Source organism: Marinobacter sp. SS21, assembly GCF_028369065.1.
In the GTDB taxonomy this organism is placed as follows: Bacteria; Pseudomonadota; Gammaproteobacteria; order Pseudomonadales; family Oleiphilaceae; genus Marinobacter.
Map to the genome: position 1 here is coordinate 237307 of NZ_JAQNDA010000002.1, position 15865 is coordinate 253171.

Below are 15865 nucleotides of genomic sequence, written 5' to 3' on the forward strand. Positions count from 1 at the left end.
GGCGATTCAACGTCGGCGATCGTTATCGGCCAACCGTCGGAATCGATTCGATTTGGGATTCGAAATCAGAAACGCAATCCGGGCCGAGTCAGCTGCACGCGGCCGAGAGCCGGAGTCGCAGAGCCCAGAACGATTGTCTGTACGGAAAAAGGGGAACTTCGATGGTGGTGCAGATGGCCGGGTGCCGGGCACCGACCAGCATTGGCAAATGCTGTCTGAGACATGGTTGAAATCCTCTCCCACCTGACCGGATCACGGTACGAGTGGTGGTCTTGTTGTTGTATTCCGGCTTTTGACCGGCATTCCGATTTCAGTTGCCGTGGCCCTTGTGGGGCACGAACAAGGCCACAAGCTAGATGCTTTTTCAAAACAGGTCAATGAATATTTTCTAACCAAAAAGTCGAGGTTGGCGGTTGGGCTTTTGGTGAGCCAAACAATTTCAACTGCTTAACGGGGCAGGACTTTGCGCGGCTGTTTCGGTTAACACGTAGGCGGGGCCCCCTGGCGTCCGGTACACTCCTCCGCTTTGTCCGTCCCTCCCCGGAGCCCATCAGGAGCGTCATGTCCGACCTGTCGATAGTGCAGTACTCCCTCATTGGCCTGATTTTCATCTGGAGCGGCTTCGTTCGTTCCGGGCTTGGCTTCGGCGGCGCCGTGCTATCCCTGCCCTTTCTGTTGTTGGTGTACAACGAGCCGCTGGTTTACCTGCCGATCATTTCCGTGCATCTGCTGGTGTTCTCGTCCCTCACCATTGCCATCAACAACCGCAAGCAATCCGCATCGTTAAGGGCGGGTGAGGGGACCGTGGACTGGCAATACCTGTGGCGGATCCTGGGAATCATGATCGTGCCCAAGCTGGTCGGGGTATTTGGGCTGATTACCCTGCCCGCCAGCGTGATGAGCGGCATCATCTTTGCCATCGTGTCGGTGTACTCACTGTCGTACATCCTGAATCGGCCCTTTCGCAGCAACAGCAAGGCGGTCGATATTCTGTTCCTGATGTTGGGCGGCTACATCAGCGGTACCTCGCTGATCGGCGCACCGCTGATCATTGCGGTTGTCGCCCAGCAGTTGCCCAAGGAGCGGTTGCGGGACACCCTGTTCGCCCTCTGGTTTATCCTGGTAACCATCAAAATGGCGGCCTTCGTCTGGGCCGGGGTCGACTTGCAGCTGATCCACCACGTGTGGCTGTTACCCTGTGCAGCCATAGGCCATGTGCTCGGGCTGCGCTTCCATGATCGCATGTTGCAGGCTGAGACCCCGGTATTCTTCCGGGTACTCGGCAGCATCCTGCTAGTAATCAGTGCCATTGGCCTGTGGAGCGGAGTGGTGTCACCCATGCTGGCGTGATGAGCGCTGGCCGGAGCCTTTAGCGCATGCCGGGCTAAGCCCGCCCAGGTTATGGCGAGACGGTCTTAGGGGGCCGGGCTGACCGGCAATTCACCGTCGTATAATGACCGTTGAGGTGGTTAAACGTTCTCTGCGAGAGCGGAGGTGAGTTATGAAACGGTTATTCTATTTGGTTGACCGTATTGACGACGTACAGGACATCTCCGATGACCTGCATGCCCGAGGCATCGGCGATTGGCACTTCCATATTGTAAGTAAGGATGAAGCCGGGCTGTATACCCACCGCCTGCATCGGGCCAGCGTTCTTGATCGGACCGACCTGGTTCGCTACGTCGAGCGAGGTATGTTGATCGGCTTGGTCATTGGGTTGTCGTTCATCCTGCCCGCTGCCTTGTACGGGGGCGTGGAGTGGCCAACTCTGGCCTGGGTGGCCCTTGGTGCGTTCGCGGTGATGGCGGGTGGCTGGCTAGGAGGTTTTGGCGGAATATCCGCTGAGAACTACCGCATTCGCAAATTCCACAACGCGATCGAAGCCGGCAAGTACCTGGTCATGGTGGATGTGCCACGCAAATACGCGGCCGAAATTGAACAGGAAATGCTTGAAAATCATCCTGAAGCCATGCTTGGCGGTGAGGGGAGCAGTATCAATAACCCGTTCGCTGGCCGGGATGGCCATGTTCATGTGATTTAAACTGACATAAGCATGGCGGAGTCTGTAAGGCTGGCGTGGCGTGGGCCAGGGGCTAGGCCGGTTGACGGCGTAAGTGCAACGCGCCGGAACGGAATCCCAGCCCCAGCAGCGCCAGGGCAAGCAGGCTTATGGTCGAGGGTTCTGGTACCCGAACCAGGGTGGGTGCGGGCATAAAGTGCTCTTCGTTCCCATTGTCGCCAGCCAGGTTCAGGCTGAACCAGCTTGATTCGTTAATCAGGCTCACATCGGGCGGCGTCAACGGCAACTGGTCGCTCTCTACCAGCATCGGGGTGGGGGGAAGCACAAAAAACTGCTCAAGGTGTATGGACGCCGAAATCCCGGAAAAGCCCAGAGTTGGTTCGATCTCCCACCACACATCGTATTGATTAACAAAGCCGAGGGGGCCCAGATCGGAATGGATGGCCTGTATGCCGTTGGGGCCGGTTGGATTGAACTCGAAGATATGGCTGCCCGCCATGATGGTTGCCGCGGTAATGGCGGCGGGAAATAGGCCGTACTCGGGAGAGCTGTCCGCATCCGGTGTCAGCGAGTCGAACGTGAAACGACCGACGATCGCTTCGCCCGGAGTCAGGAAGGCGTCCAGCGCCGTCGATGGGCCGGAGTTTTGGTATTGGGTAGTGAATTCAAACGTGATCAGCTCCGCGTTGGCCGCTGTTGTACCGAGCAACAGCCAGACGGCTAAGGCTGCAAACAACCGTCCCGGTGTGGTTGAATGAAGCATGGCTCCCTCCTTGGTAATGACAGAGCGTGTGACGATTTTTATGGAACCGCAAGCGCATCCGATGCGCAGACTGTGAATTCCCGATGTAGAAAAGAACGGCTATACATAATTCGTACCAGTCATCCGACCAAGACCGTCTATCAGCGTGCTAACGGGAGCGTCCAAGGCGCTGGCATCAACGAGTGAAAAGAAAGCTGACGCTCAAAACTGTCGTCTTGGTATACGGTTGTCTGCCTGACGCCCAGGCTGACATTGTTTTGAGTCGATTGGCAGCGCCAATCGCACTGGTCACAGCCTGGTTACCGCTGTAGCCAATGCTGACAGCCTGGCCCCGCAGGGGCGATGGCGATGGCGATGGCGATGGCGAAGCTGAAGCTGAAGCTGGAGGCCGCAGCACCGCGGCGGCTTTATTCACGGAGAGATTTGCATGAATGTTTTACTGTTGGGGGCCACGGGCCTCACTGGTAGCCAGTGCCTGCAAGGCTTGCTCGCCACCCCTGAGGTCCAGCGGGTGGTCACGCTGACCCGGCGGCCGTTGGTGCTGGAGCATCCCCGCCTCGTGTCAGTGGTGGCGGACTTCGATCATCTGGAAGCCTCCGCCAAACACTTCGAGGTGGACGTGGTGCTCTGTTGCCTGGGGACGACCCTGAAACAGGCCGGCTCCCGCTCCGCTTTTCGCAAGGTGGACCATGACTACTGCCTGGCGGCGGCCCGTCAGGGCAAGGCGCGTGGGGCTAAGGCTTTCATTCTGATGTCTGCCGTGGGCGCCAGTGCCAACTCGCCGGTGTTTTACAATCGGGTCAAGGGCGAGTTGGAGCGAGACCTGGCCACGCTGCAGTATCCCTACCTTTCCATCTATCATCCTGGTTTGTTGCTTGGCGCGCGGGCCGAACACCGCACCGGGGAGGCGGCCATGGGGGCCTTGATGCCGGCCTTGAATTGCCTGTTACCGGGGCCCCTGTCCAAGTACCGGGGCATTGCCTCCGCAGACGTCGCCCAGGCCATGGTCAATGAGGTTCGTGGCCTGGTCCTGGACCGTGCCACCGAACCTCGGGTGTTGCTCCGGCATTACGATGACATCATGGCCCTGGCTCACGCGGCACCGCTGGCGGTTGGGGCCTGAGCGCACGTCTGCGGAAATTACCTATACGCAGTTCGGGCCAGATTACCTAGTGTCCTAACAAATCGTCGCGCTATGAGGCCGCACTGTGGCTTGGCCGACGCTGGATCCAAATCGATTCACTCAGTTAGGACAACGGTTCGCCACCATGGCCACGCTTTCTCCCAGTTACCAGTTGCAGCCCGCCAGAGTGCGGGCTGAGTTTATCCGGCTGATGCCCATTGCTTTGTTTGTGGTGGCATTTGGTGCCGCGTTCGGTCTGGCAGCCGTACAGGCTGGCCTGACGCCGGCGCAGGCTTTGTTGATGAGTACCACGGTGTTTGCCGGGGCCTCCCAGTTTGCCGCCTTGGACATGTGGGGATCCACGGTGGCCCTGGTGCCGTTGATGGCGGTGGTGTTTGCCATCAATTCACGGCACCTGCTGATGGGCGCTTCGTTGTACCCGATGCTGAAGGAACTGCCCGCGACCCAACGCTATGGCATATTGCTGGTGCTCACCGATGCCAACTGGGCGGTGGCCGCGCAGGATTACCAGAACGGTCAACGCAATCTGGAGGTGATTCTCGGAGGCGGGCTGGTGCTTTGGTTGGCCTGGCTGCTCGGCACCGCCGTCGGGGTCTATTTTGGCGGCCTGCTGCAGCAGCCGGAAGCCCTGGGCCTTGATATGGTACTGGGCTGCTTCCTGCTTGCCATGGCGTTGGGCGGTAAAAAGTCGCCACGGGTGCTGGTTGCCTGGGGGGTATCGGCGGCAGCGGCTATGGTTGCCTACCGGTGGCTGCCGCCGCATACCCATGTGGTGGTGGGAGCGCTGGCTGGCGGTGTGGTGGGTTACTTCTGGTTGGAGCAAAAGCCGGCATGAGCATCGAAACTTCCACCTTGGGCACCTTGGTACTCATTGCAGTTATGACGGGCGTGACGCTGCTTACCCGTTATGGCGGTGTTTTCCTGATGTCGTTTGTTCGCATCAGCCCCCGCATTGAAAGCTTTATTAACGCCATGGCCAGCTCGGTACTTATTGCCATCATCGTACCCATGGCCTACGAGGGAGACCTGGGGGCCAGAGTGGCTTTGCTGGCCACCGCCGGGGTGATTCTGGTGACCCGCAAGCCGCTGCCGGCCATTGCCGCAGGTCTTGCCGCCGCCGCGGCCTGTCGCTACCTGATTCCGGGAGCCTGAGGGCTCTGTTTGGCCGCACCCACTGCTGGCCTGAACCGATTGGCGTGCCCCGGTGATTGCCGGTCGCCGGAATCAAAGCCCCGGTATTATCTGCCATTCCCTCGAACCTTGGTCTAGGCTCAAGTAACAACCGTTACCGATTCAGCGGAGGTTCCCATGTCTAACCATCATACCTACAAGAAAGTGGAAGTCGTCGGTTCGTCCAAGGCGGGTATCGAAGATGCCATCAACAATGCCTTGGAGGAATGCAGCAAAAGCATTCGTAACATCGAGTGGTTTGAGGTGAAGGAAACCCGGGGGCATGTCGTCGACGGCAAAGTTGGCCATTATCAGGTGGTCATGAAGGTAGGCTTCCGCATCGAGGGCAGTTGACGACCTCGTGGGAACAAGAGGCTCCTTAAGGGTCGCTAGAACGGTGGCATCGGCTCTTCGGAGCGCGCGATGACTTCATACTGTGATCCCTGTGGTCCCTGGGTGCTGGCGAACAGAGCGACCTGATGGACGCCGAAGAGCACTGACCGAAACTCCCGCTGCACCTCCAGATAATGGCTGCAGTCGCTATCGCGGCCCAGTCTGGCCACCGTGATATGGGGTCTGAAGCGCCGCCTTTCCGTCGGCCAACCCTGGGCCTCCAGGCGATGCCGTAGTGCCAGGTAGAGCTGGATCACTGGCTCCTCCGGGACAACGCCTAACCACAACGCATGGGATCCGAAGCGCCCTGCGCCCGCCAGCTGCAGACTAAACGGTGTGAAGCTGAAGTCTGAGACCAGGTTGCACAGTGCCGGAGCCTGGTCCTCTGCAACCTGGCCAATGAAATTCAGGGTCAGATGGAGCTGGTTGGCGTTTTGCCAGCGGGCGCCGGAACAGCGATGTTGGGTCGCCAAAACCTGTTGTTTGATTTCCGCCGGAAGGGCGAGCCCGATAAACAATCTCATGATGACGGCGATCTCGTCCGGTTCGTTGGTTGACTAATGTTAGAGGCCGGAGCATTTGCTCAAGGCATGGCATCGGCGCGGTATGGCGACGCGTGCCGAGCCTGGTTCAGTCTCCGCGTTGAACGGTGCGACGCCTGATCGCTTCGATCAGTTCGTTCATCAGCTCTGGCACCTCGCCCTCGTAAAGCAGCCGGAATTTCTGGTGTTGAACCTCCTGTTCGTGACTGGTGGCGTTGGCATCGCTGTCCCGCTGCAGTTCCTGATAGTGGCAGCCGGCCAAGTGGGCCTTGATTTCGCTGTCAATCAGCTGGGTGGCCAGTTCCTCCACCCGCGCATGACAAAAGGGCCGCACCTGGTTAAGTACGGATCTAGCCTCCAGGGCCGCGTTGCGTGCGGTAAGTCGGTCGTCGTTGGCAGGTTCCTGTGCCTCCACGGCCCGCAGGAAGGCGCCCAGCTTGTCGTGCAGATCGCAAACCGGTGGCCAGAGTTGCTCATAGGCCGAGCGCTCAATCGCCAGATGTTCCCTTGCCAAACCGTCGGTAGGGTGGCCAGTTGCAACGTGGGGCATATCGACCTGGCCCACGCGCAGATCGTCCAGCTCCTGCCAGAGTGTATCCAGCCGCTGTTTTTGTGCTTCGTACTCCGACTCCGACTGTTGCCGGTGGCGATTGACGATGAGCACCAATGTCAGCGCCACGATCAGGGCGCCGCAGGAGATAAGGATCGCCAAGTGATCATCCGCGAAGAAGGCCAAAATACTGCTTGAATCCATGTATACCGCTCCGCAGGGACAAAAGGGGTCAGTATCGGACGGACGGGTGCGACAGGCTCGGGTGCCGAAACAAGCCTCCGACGCTCCTAAAGTGTAGCCCATGGAGCGGCCAGCAGGGCCGCGTCGTTCATTGCTGCGACGTTTCCGCCCGGTACGGCAGGGCGCCCAGGGCGTCGTCCCGGTACTGGGCCACCTGGGCGGCTTCTTCATCGCAAAAACGGTGGATGGCGGCGCGAAAGCCGGGGTGGGCGATGCCGTGCCAGGAGTGGGTGAGCTCCGGGGTAAAGCCACGAATCAGCTTGTGCTCGCCCTGGGCGCCGGCATCAAAGGTGTTCAGACCACGGGCAATCGCCAGTTCGATGCCCTGGTAGTAACAGGTTTCGAAGTGCAGGTGATTGAACTCTTGCAGGCAGCCCCAGTAGCGTCCGTAGAGGGTGTCGCTACCCAGCAGGAACAGCGCGCCGGCAATGAACCGGCCGTCTTGCTCCGCCATTACCAGGTAAAGCTGCTCGCCCTGGCGGTCCCGCAGCAGGCGAAAGAACGCCGGATTGAGATAGGGGCGTTGTCCCCGTTTATGGTAGGTGGCCTGATAGAAACGGTAAAAGGTGTCCAGCACGGTATCCGGCAGTTCATCCCCGGGGTAATGGCGAAAGCGGATACCCTGGTCTTTCACCTGGCGGCGTTCCCGTTTGATGGATTTACGCTTTCGGGAGGTTAACGTGGCCAGAAAGCCGTCAAAATCGGAATAACCCCGATTGTGCCAGTGAAATTGACAGCCCAGCCGATGAATGGCGCGGGGATGCTCTAACAGCGCCTGGTCGGTGGCATCCGGGAACAGCAGGTGCCAGGAGTGAGCGCCCAAGTCGCGGATTGAGGTATCCAGAGCCCGGTGCAGCATAGCGGCGTTTATCCGATCGCGAGCCTGGGGCGCCAACAGCAGGCGTGCCCCCTGGGATGGTGTGAAGGGCACGGCGATTACCAGTTTGGGATAGTAGTCCTGACCGTGGTGCCGGTAGGCGTCAGCCCAGGCCCAGTCGAACACGTATTCGCCCATGGAGTGGGATTTCAGATAACCCGGCGCCAGGCCGACCAGCTCGTCGTCGAGCAGGATTTTCAGGTGACAGGGTGCCCAGCCGGTGGTCGGGCTGGTGCAACCGCTTTCCTCCAGAGCCTGCAAGAACTGATGGCGCAGAAACGGCGATGTCGTACCGCTGAAACGTTCCCAGGTGGCCTGGGGAATGTCGCTGATGGAGTCGACGGTGTGCAGGGTCAGATCGGGCATGGGGTTGTCATGATGGCTAAGGTCACCCGTAACCATACCGGCAAAGCCGGTCCCGATCATCATGCTCGGCGGTATCAGTCTTGCGGGTGGTTGTTATTAACGTTGTTATTGACGTTGATGTTGTTGCTGCACTGCTCCATCAGCCGTTCACGACGCTGTTCCCTGCGCTGCTCGTGCTGGGCTTTGTGCTCCTCATGTATCTGGTCCCAGATTTCCCGCTGTGCTTCGGTCAGTTGTAGACGATCGGCGATATCCGCCCGTCGTTGGGCCATCCGCTCGGCCATATCTTCGTTGTGGTGGCGGGGCGAGGGGGCCTCTCCCGCCAGTAGGCGTTCGCACAGTTCCTCTGGTGGCTTGTCGTGGTGCGAGCGGTTGCCGTGATGGCCTGCCAGTGCCAGCGGGCTGGCCAGCAGGGTGGCGGTTAACAGAGCGGGCGTCAGCCAGCGGGTTCCCTTGGGTTTGCTCATGGTGTCACTCTCTTTGTGGTGCCTGGTGAATGGATACCCGACAGTTTAGGGCCGCGTTTGTCAGCGGTTGTCAGGGCAATGTAAAGGTCATGCAAAGACCGCTCGGGCAATCGGGAGCGTGGCCCGCTCATGCTAGACTTCAGGCAGGTTTCAGGAGGTCGCTGGGTGCAGAACCGGGTATTGCTGATAGAAGACGACGACGAACTGCGACAACTGCTGGCCCGCTATCTCGGGGGGCAGGGCTTTACGGTGCGGGAAGCGGCCACTGGCCGCGATGGCCTGTCGCTGGCGGTTGAGCATCACTGTGATGTAGTTGTCCTGGATATCATGCTGCCGGACCTGAATGGCCTGGAAGTGCTGCGGGAGCTGCGCACCCATACGCACCTGCCTGTGGTGTTGCTGACCGCACGAGGAGATGAGACGGATCGCATTGTCGGGTTTGAGGTGGGCGCCGATGACTATATTCCCAAGCCCTGCAATCCGCGGGAGCTGGTGGCGCGACTGCAGGCGTTGCTGCGACGGGTCAGCTGGGACCGCAAAGCCGAGGATGCCGGCACCCGGCGTTGCGGTGATCTCCGCATTGAGCCGGAACAGCGGCGGGTCTTCCTGCAGGAGCTGCCCCTGGAGCTGACCGCCACCGAATATGAAGTCCTGCAGGTGCTGCTGGCCCATGCCGGCGGCGTCGTGCGCAAGACCGATCTGATGCAATGGGCGCTGGGCCGCCGGCTGGCACCCCACGATCGCACCCTCGACATGCATATCAGCAACCTGCGCCGAAAGCTGGGCGCCGCTGAGCATACCCGAATCGAAACGGTCCGGGGCCTGGGCTACAGCCTCAGGGTGCCTGCCTGATGGCCAAGCGACGGCTGTTTCCTCTGTTTTGGCGGTTCTTTCTGCTGATTTGGCTGGCCATGGCGGTTACCGTGCTGGCCAGCAACCTGGCCACCCGAGAGCTGATTGATCGCGAACGTCACGCCATTGAGCGCCAGCAGGGCTTGCGGGAACTCGGCGTTCAGGCCATTCGGCTGCGAGAGGACGCGGGGCGCTTGGCCATGCGGCGATTCTTGCGCCAGCAGGGTCTGGAACGGAACCTACATATCGTGCTGCTGGAGAGCGGGCGCCAAAACGAAACTCTGCCAACCGAGGTGCGGGACCGCATGAAGCCGGGCTGGCACCGACATAGACCGGCGGTGCTCGAGTTTGGCGATGACTACCAGTTGGTGGCTTGGCCCCGCCTGGGCGGCGAGGGCTGGTTGGACCCAAGGCTGTTCCGTTTGCTTGATCTGAGCATCGGCTTTGTGTTGATTACCCTGGCTTGCTGGTGGCTGGCCCGGTTGATCTCCCGGCCGCTCCGGCATATGGAAAGCACCGCTCAGTTAATCGCCAGCGGCGATGCCTCGTTACGGGTCAGCGAGCGGATCGCCAATCGCCTGGACGAAATCGGTGCGTTGGCCACGGCCTTCAACAACATGACCGACAGACTCTGCCATTTACTGGACCGGCAAAAGCATCTGTTGCGTGACATCTCCCATGACCTTCGAACGCCCCTGACCCGGCAGCGTATTGCCATTGAGCTGGCGAGCGATGCCGGCGCCGACGCTGAGTTCATGGCCAGTATTCTACGCCAGAACGAACGCCTGGAGGCGATGACCGCACAGATCCTGTCCCACTACCAGGTGTTGGAGCAGGGGCGTGACATGGTTCGGGAGGCGGTCAGCCCGGTGCGGGTGTTGCAACGGGTGCTGCGGGATGCGGCGGACTACGCCGAGCAGCGTGGCGTGGATTGTCGGCTGCAGTGCAGTCCCGAGTGTGCCGCGGCTTCGGTGCTGGGTGATCCGGCGCTGTTACAGCGGGCGTTTGATAACATTCTGCAAAATGCCCTGGATCACACTCCGCCGGGCGGTGTGGTCAGCTGTCTCGGCCGGCTTGGCGACGATGGCGTTTGTATTGCCATCCAGGACCAGGGGCCCGGTGTTCCCGAGGCGTCGTTGACCCAGCTGTTTGATCCCTTCTACCGCACGGATGACGCCCGTACAGGCCAAGGCTGGGGGTTGGGGCTAGCCATTGCCCGTGACATCGTCAGCGTCCATGATGGCGCCATCGACGCCAGCAATACCAAAGCGGGCGGATTGATCGTGCGAGTCACCTTGCCGGTGTTTGTCGGGGGGTGAGCTCCTCACGGGGCTCTGGCGAGGTGTCTTCGTTGACGGGGCGGAGTTGAACTGCGTTCGAAAAATCAATACCTTCGTGCAACTCATCCGCTTCGAACTGGATGCCGCAGGCGGCTTTTCGGATTTTTGCGGGAGGCGCGGTTCCCGGGCTGGTACGCTCGCTGTCGGACACGGTGGTGTACCTCCTGTCGGTTCCCATAGGTTCATCAGGTACAGTGCTGTGGCAAAAGATTATCCCATACCTGCCGGCGTGATAGAACGCGAGACGGAGGTCAAGAAGAGCCGGTTCATTGCCCGGGTAGCCCCGGTCTCGAACCGGGACGAGGTGCGGGAATGGCTCGATCAGGCTCATCGGGATCACCCCGATGCCCGCCATATCTGCTGGGCCTACCAGATCGGCCGGCCTGGCTCTGCTGCGGAAGCGGCCATGAATGATGACGGTGAGCCCTCGGGCACCGCCGGCAAGCCGATCCTGAATGTCATACAGCACAAGGACATGGGCGATGTGATGGTGCTGGTGATCCGGTATTTTGGCGGTATTAAACTGGGCGCAGGCGGTTTGGTGAGAGCCTACGCGGGAGCTGCCGAGAGCGTGTTGTCGCAGGTGCAGCGGGTGGTTCAGCCGGCTCTGGAAACCGTTACCGTCGCAATGTCGTATGCAGATGAACAGGTCGTTCGTCATTGGTGTGACCAGCATGCAGCCGAGGTCGTCTCGGTGGACTACAGTGCCGGCGTGCAGGCCGTGGTCAGGCTGCCGGTGGCCAGTCTGGCTGAGTTCAAGGGATTTTGCGATGCCCAGAAACTGCAGTGTATGACGAATGAACGCTGACGATAATTGCGGTCAAAAAGAGCATCCACATTGAAACAAATGAGGTAACAGCCCATGCGAACCCTACCGATCATCGTTGCCGTTTTGTTGCTGGCTGGCTGCGCCGGTAAGGTGGTGACGGACTACGACGCCGCCGCCACGTTTGACAGTTACCAGTCCTGGGCGTTTGCGCCAGGGTTGCAGCCCCAGGGCTTTACCTCGCTGGATAGCGCCCGGGTGGCGAGTGCGGTGACTCGGGAAATGGCGGCCAAGCAGTTACAAAGCCTGCCGCCTGAGCAGGCCGACCTGCTGGTGTTTTATCAGGTGGTCGAGGAGGATCGCCTGGAAAGTTATGGCTTCAGTTATGGTGTCGGCTTTGGGCACCGCCCGTTTGGCTGGGGCATTGCGTCGGCGCCGCCGGTGCGGGAAGTGAAAGAAGGTAAATTGGTGGTCGAACTGGTCGACAACGACAGCGAGCGTGTCGTCTGGCGTGCAGCCAGCAAGCGCTATCTCAATGAAAACCAGTCCCCGGAATACCGCAGTGAGCTGATCGACGAGGTAGTCGCTGAGATGTTCGCCAGATTCCCGCCGGAAAACCGCTGAGACCATCCCGACAATTTGGAGTCTGCATGAAAAAACAATCCCAGGGCGGCCTGGTCTATTCGACCGACCAGGGCCGCATGTGTCCCGACTGCCGGCAAGCCATGGAATCCTGCCGATGTGGGCAGTCTCAGCCGCGGGCTGGCGACGGGGTGGTACGGGTTAGCCGCGAAACCAAGGGCCGCAAGGGCAAGGGGGTGACGTTGGTGACCGGTATTCCCCTCGCCGATAAGGAACTGAAAGCCCTGGCCAAGGTTCTGAAGGCCCGCTGTGGCACCGGTGGCACGGTTAAGGACGGTGTGGTGGAAATTCAGGGAGATCAGCGAGACATACTGGTGCCTTTGCTTGAGCAAAAGGGCTGGTTGGTCAAGCGCGCCGGAGGTTAGTGTCCCGTCTGGTTAATTCCCGGAACTGGCCGAAAGTCACGCCCTATTCAGACCGGTGAACGGGTACAATGCCCGGGAGCCGGCTCGCGGCTCGACACGTCGTACTCATACTTTCCAGCGGAGGGTTACTATGCACGTCCTGGTTATGGGCGCCGGAGTGGTCGGTATCACGTCGGCCTGGTTTCTGCGCAAGGCCGGTTACGAGGTCACCGTGGTGGACCGCCAGAACAAGGCAGGCCTGGAGACCAGTTTTGCCAATGGCGGCCAAATCTCGGTGTCTCACGCCGAACCCTGGGCGAACCCGGGTGCGCCATTGAAGGTACTCAAGTGGCTTACCCAGCCGGACGCACCGCTGCTGTTCAAACCCCGTCTGGACCTCGCCCAATGGCGCTGGGCCATCAGTTTTCTGTCCCAGTGCACCGCTGCCAAGGCGGCCTACAATATTCGTCAGATGGTACAGTTGGGTACCTACAGCCGGACCCAGTTGCAGGCCCTGCGAGAGGAAACCGGCATTGAGTACGACTGCCTTTCCAAGGGCATCCTGCATTTTTACACCAACCCCCGGGAATTTGAGGCGGCGTTGGAGCCCGCGCGTTTGATGCGAGAGCTGGGCTGCGATCGCCAGATCATCGACGCCGACCGTGCCATTGAGCTGGAACCGGCACTGGCACCGGCCCGCCACCGCATAGCTGGCGCCACCTACACCTCGGAGGACGAATCCGGAGACGCGCGCAAGTTTACCCAAGGGCTGGCCGGGTTGGCCGAGGCCGCAGGTGTGAAGTTTCGCTACGGCACCGAGGTTCTCGGTTTTGAGCACACCCGCGACCGTATCCTGGGTGTACGTACCTTGCATGAAGGGCTCCATGAGACCCTCCACGCGGACAGCTATGTGCTCAGTCTGGGCTGCTTCAGTGCGGTGCTGGCGCGGCAGCTGGGGTTGTTCCTGAACATCTACCCCGCCAAAGGCTACTCCATCACCGTCCCGGTGAAGGATGAGAAGGCGGCCTATCAGGTCAGCCTGACGGATGATGAATACAAGCTGGTCTACTCGAGACTGGGGGACCGCATCCGTGTCGCGGGCACGGCCGAGCTGAATGGCTATGACCGCCGGCTGAATCTCACCCGCTGCCGGGCCATCGTGCGGCGCAGCGCCGAGTTGATGCCGGATGCGGCGCTCTGGGAGCAGGCGGAGTTCTGGGCCGGGCTGCGTCCGGCGACACCGTCCAATATCCCCTACATCGGCAGGAGCCATTTCGGCAACCTGTATCTCAATACCGGCCACGGTACGCTGGGCTGGACCCATTCCTGCGGCTCTGCGGCTGCGTTGGCCGATATTGTCTCCGGCAAGCGCCCAGAGGTGGACTTTGCCTTCGCCGGATTCTGACCCGTCAAACATCAGGGAACAGGGTTAAAAATCGGGGTCGGTTCAGACCCCGTTTTTACTTCGATCATTGGGGCGCATCGTAGGATGCCGGTGAGCGCCGCGAACCGCATCATTCTTGTTGCGCGCACAGAGTTGCCTTTGATGCGGTTCGCTTCGCTCACCGGCATCCTACGTATCTACTGAGGCTACTTGCCAACTTGAAGGTTCAAGCTGGCAGGCGATGACGGTGATTCCGGCATGGTGTGCTTGAACGCCATCAGCCCAGCTGGTCCCGGATCAGCTTCTTGTTGATCTTGCCAACGCTGGTCTTGGGGATGTCATCGACAAAGTCGATCTCGGCCGGTATTGCCCACTTATTGATTTCACCGCTGTCGACAAACTGCCGCAGATGGTCTTGTATCTCCGCCAGGGTGGCCTCCTGGCCCGGTTTCAGGGTGACCAGAGCATGGGGGCGTTCGCCCCACTTGTCATCCGGCACACCCACCACGGCAGCGGCAGCAACGGCGGGATGCTGGGAGATGAGGTTTTCCAGGTCGAGGGACGATAGCCATTCGCCGCCGGTCTTGATCACGTCCTTGATGCGGTCCTTGATGACCAGCGTGTGGTCGGGGTCCATGCTGGCGACATCGCCAGTGTGCAGCCAGCCTCCTTCCCACAGCTCCCGGCCTTTCTCGGGTTCCTTGAAATAGCTCTGGGTCAGCCAGGGCGCGCGAGCCACCACTTCACCCTTGGTCGTGCCGTCATGGGGCAGCGGGTTGCCGGCGGGATCGACAATCTGCACGTCCACCAGTGGCACCGCCACCCCGGTCTTAACGCGCTTGCCGGTCTGCTGCGCCAGCGGCAACTCCAGGTCGTGCGGCTGCAGGTGGGTAGTGGTCAGCAGGGGGCCGGTCTCGGACATGCCGTAGCCGGTGTACAGGCGGATGCCCAGTTCTGCGCCGGTTTTGCACAGGCTTTCGGTGAGGGCGCTGCCGCCAATCAGCACGTGCCAGTTGCTAAGGTCAGCGGTCTTGATGGCGACGGTGGCCAGCATCATCTGCATGATGGTAGGCACACAGTGGGAGAAGGTCACCTGGTGTTCCTTGATCAGGTTCACCAACAACTCCGGCTCATAACGGCCAGGATAGACTTGTTTGATACCGAGCATGGTGGCGGCGTAGGGCACGCCCCAGGCGTGAACATGGAACATCGGGGTGACTGGCATGTAGACCGATGACGAACGCAGCATGGGCATTTCGTCATAGGCGGACAGACCGCTGGCCATGGTCAGGGTGTGCAGCACCAGCTGTCGGTGGCTGAAGAAGACGCCCTTGGGATTGCCCGTGGTCCCGGTGGTGTAGAAGGTGGTGGCGACACTGTTCTCGTCAAAATCCGGGAAATCGAACTGGTCGGAGGCCTGTTCCAGCAGCGTCTCGTAGTTGCCCAGGCTCGACAGCGTGGTGTCGGCGGGGGCGGCATTGTCGGTGAGCTGGATATAGCCTTTCACCGACTCGATCTGGTCCTGGACGCTTTCCAGGATCGGCAGGAAATCATCATGCACCAATACAAAGTCGTCTTCGGCATGGTTCATGGTGTAGACGATCTGGTCCGGGGACAGCCGAACATTGACGGTATGCAACACGGCGCCAAGCATGGGTACGGCGAAAAAACATTCGAGGTAGCGGGGCGTGTCCCAGTCCATCACCGCGACGGTGTCGCCGGCCTTAACGCCTGCTTTGGTGAGCGCGTCGGCCAGCCGGTTGACTCGCTTGATCAGTTCGGCGTAGGTGTACTTGCTACGATTGCCGTAAACAATTTCCTGGTCCGGGGCATAGCGTGGCCCGGAGAGCAGCAGTTGTTTGATCAACAGGGGGTATTGATAGGCATTCTCGGCCGCTGGCAGAATCTTGGTCTGAACCATGTAACGCAGTCTCCTTGCTAAGGAGCCTCTGGACAACTCCGGATCATCTCTGGCATTCAGAGCCATCCACAATCAAGGCGC

At 60.3% G+C, this 15865-nt stretch carries 18 protein-coding genes; 12 read left to right on the forward strand and 6 right to left on the reverse strand.

Annotated features, from left to right (window positions below):
• Nucleotides 1–561: 561 nt before the first annotated feature.
• The gene (locus tag N6L25_RS03345; protein ID WP_271977842.1) at nucleotides 562–1350 is read left to right on the forward strand and encodes a sulfite exporter TauE/SafE family protein; all 789 of its coding nucleotides are present in this window, start codon (nucleotides 562–564) and stop codon (nucleotides 1348–1350) included.
• Nucleotides 1351–1501: 151 nt separating this feature from the next.
• Nucleotides 1502–2041: a hypothetical protein gene (locus N6L25_RS03350; RefSeq protein WP_271977843.1), complete on the forward strand. Its 540-nt coding sequence runs from the start codon at nucleotides 1502–1504 to the stop codon at nucleotides 2039–2041.
• Between the two features lie 52 nt (nucleotides 2042–2093).
• Here N6L25_RS03350 and N6L25_RS03355 read toward each other — a convergent pair whose 3' ends face one another.
• A complete protein-coding gene (locus N6L25_RS03355; protein WP_271977845.1) occupies nucleotides 2094–2783 on the reverse strand; it encodes a PEP-CTERM sorting domain-containing protein in 690 nt (229 codons plus the stop codon).
• Between the two features lie 427 nt (nucleotides 2784–3210).
• Here N6L25_RS03355 and N6L25_RS03360 point away from each other — a divergent pair, with 427 nt between their 5' ends.
• The 4 genes from N6L25_RS03360 to N6L25_RS03375 all read left to right on the forward strand — a co-directional run bounded on the left by N6L25_RS03360 (nucleotide 3211) and on the right by N6L25_RS03375 (nucleotide 5451).
• The gene (locus N6L25_RS03360; protein WP_271977847.1) at nucleotides 3211–3906 is read left to right on the forward strand and encodes an NAD(P)H-binding protein; all 696 of its coding nucleotides are present in this window, start codon (nucleotides 3211–3213) and stop codon (nucleotides 3904–3906) included.
• Between the two features lie 145 nt (nucleotides 3907–4051).
• On the forward strand, nucleotides 4052–4762 hold the full coding sequence (locus tag N6L25_RS03365; protein ID WP_271977849.1) for an AzlC family ABC transporter permease: 711 nt from the start codon (nucleotides 4052–4054) through the stop codon (nucleotides 4760–4762).
• Complete coding sequence (locus N6L25_RS03370) at nucleotides 4759–5079, forward strand: AzlD family protein (RefSeq protein WP_271977851.1); 321 nt, start codon at nucleotides 4759–4761, stop codon at nucleotides 5077–5079. The genes N6L25_RS03365 and N6L25_RS03370 overlap by 4 nt, the downstream gene beginning before the upstream one ends.
• Nucleotides 5080–5235: 156 nt before the next feature.
• Nucleotides 5236–5451: a dodecin gene (locus N6L25_RS03375; RefSeq protein ID WP_271977853.1), complete on the forward strand. Its 216-nt coding sequence runs from the start codon at nucleotides 5236–5238 to the stop codon at nucleotides 5449–5451.
• 35 nt (nucleotides 5452–5486) lie between these two features.
• On the opposite strand, the gene thpR is transcribed toward N6L25_RS03375, so the two are convergent.
• The 4 genes from thpR to N6L25_RS03395 all read right to left on the reverse strand — a co-directional run bounded on the left by thpR (nucleotide 5487) and on the right by N6L25_RS03395 (nucleotide 8535).
• The gene (gene thpR, locus N6L25_RS03380) at nucleotides 5487–6014 is read right to left on the reverse strand and encodes an RNA 2',3'-cyclic phosphodiesterase (RefSeq protein ID WP_271977855.1); all 528 of its coding nucleotides are present in this window, start codon (nucleotides 6012–6014) and stop codon (nucleotides 5487–5489) included.
• Between the two features lie 106 nt (nucleotides 6015–6120).
• Entirely contained in the window at nucleotides 6121–6786 is a 666-nt protein-coding gene (locus N6L25_RS03385) for a hypothetical protein (RefSeq protein WP_271977857.1), read from the reverse strand.
• A gap of 127 nt (nucleotides 6787–6913) precedes the next feature.
• Nucleotides 6914–8068, reverse strand: a complete 1155-nt coding sequence (locus tag N6L25_RS03390; RefSeq protein WP_271977859.1) for a GNAT family N-acetyltransferase — start codon at nucleotides 8066–8068, stop codon at nucleotides 6914–6916.
• Between the two features lie 74 nt (nucleotides 8069–8142).
• Entirely contained in the window at nucleotides 8143–8535 is a 393-nt protein-coding gene (locus N6L25_RS03395; RefSeq protein WP_271977861.1) for a Spy/CpxP family protein refolding chaperone, read from the reverse strand.
• A 165-nt stretch (nucleotides 8536–8700) separates the two neighbouring features.
• Here N6L25_RS03395 and N6L25_RS03400 point away from each other — a divergent pair, with 165 nt between their 5' ends.
• The 6 genes from N6L25_RS03400 to N6L25_RS03425 all read left to right on the forward strand — a co-directional run bounded on the left by N6L25_RS03400 (nucleotide 8701) and on the right by N6L25_RS03425 (nucleotide 13884).
• Entirely contained in the window at nucleotides 8701–9387 is a 687-nt protein-coding gene (locus N6L25_RS03400; protein ID WP_271978298.1) for a response regulator transcription factor, read from the forward strand.
• Nucleotides 9387–10706, forward strand: a complete 1320-nt coding sequence (locus tag N6L25_RS03405; RefSeq protein ID WP_271977862.1) for a sensor histidine kinase — start codon at nucleotides 9387–9389, stop codon at nucleotides 10704–10706. Before N6L25_RS03400 ends, N6L25_RS03405 begins: the two co-directional genes overlap by 1 nt.
• 220 nt (nucleotides 10707–10926) lie before the next feature.
• The gene (locus N6L25_RS03410) at nucleotides 10927–11535 is read left to right on the forward strand and encodes a YigZ family protein (RefSeq protein WP_271977865.1); all 609 of its coding nucleotides are present in this window, start codon (nucleotides 10927–10929) and stop codon (nucleotides 11533–11535) included.
• A gap of 54 nt (nucleotides 11536–11589) precedes the next feature.
• Nucleotides 11590–12117 carry a DUF4136 domain-containing protein gene (locus tag N6L25_RS03415; protein WP_271977867.1) on the forward strand — a complete coding sequence of 176 codons (528 nt, stop codon included), beginning with the start codon at nucleotides 11590–11592 and terminating at the stop codon, nucleotides 12115–12117.
• 26 nt (nucleotides 12118–12143) lie between these two features.
• Nucleotides 12144–12500, forward strand: coding sequence for a translation initiation factor Sui1 (locus tag N6L25_RS03420; protein ID WP_271977869.1), 357 nt, complete (start codon nucleotides 12144–12146; stop codon nucleotides 12498–12500).
• A 130-nt stretch (nucleotides 12501–12630) separates the two neighbouring features.
• The gene (locus N6L25_RS03425) at nucleotides 12631–13884 is read left to right on the forward strand and encodes a D-amino acid dehydrogenase (RefSeq protein ID WP_271977871.1); all 1254 of its coding nucleotides are present in this window, start codon (nucleotides 12631–12633) and stop codon (nucleotides 13882–13884) included.
• Between the two features lie 256 nt (nucleotides 13885–14140).
• Here N6L25_RS03425 and N6L25_RS03430 read toward each other — a convergent pair whose 3' ends face one another.
• Entirely contained in the window at nucleotides 14141–15784 is a 1644-nt protein-coding gene (locus tag N6L25_RS03430; protein WP_271977873.1) for a fatty acid--CoA ligase, read from the reverse strand.
• Between the last annotated feature and the right edge of the window lie 81 nt (nucleotides 15785–15865).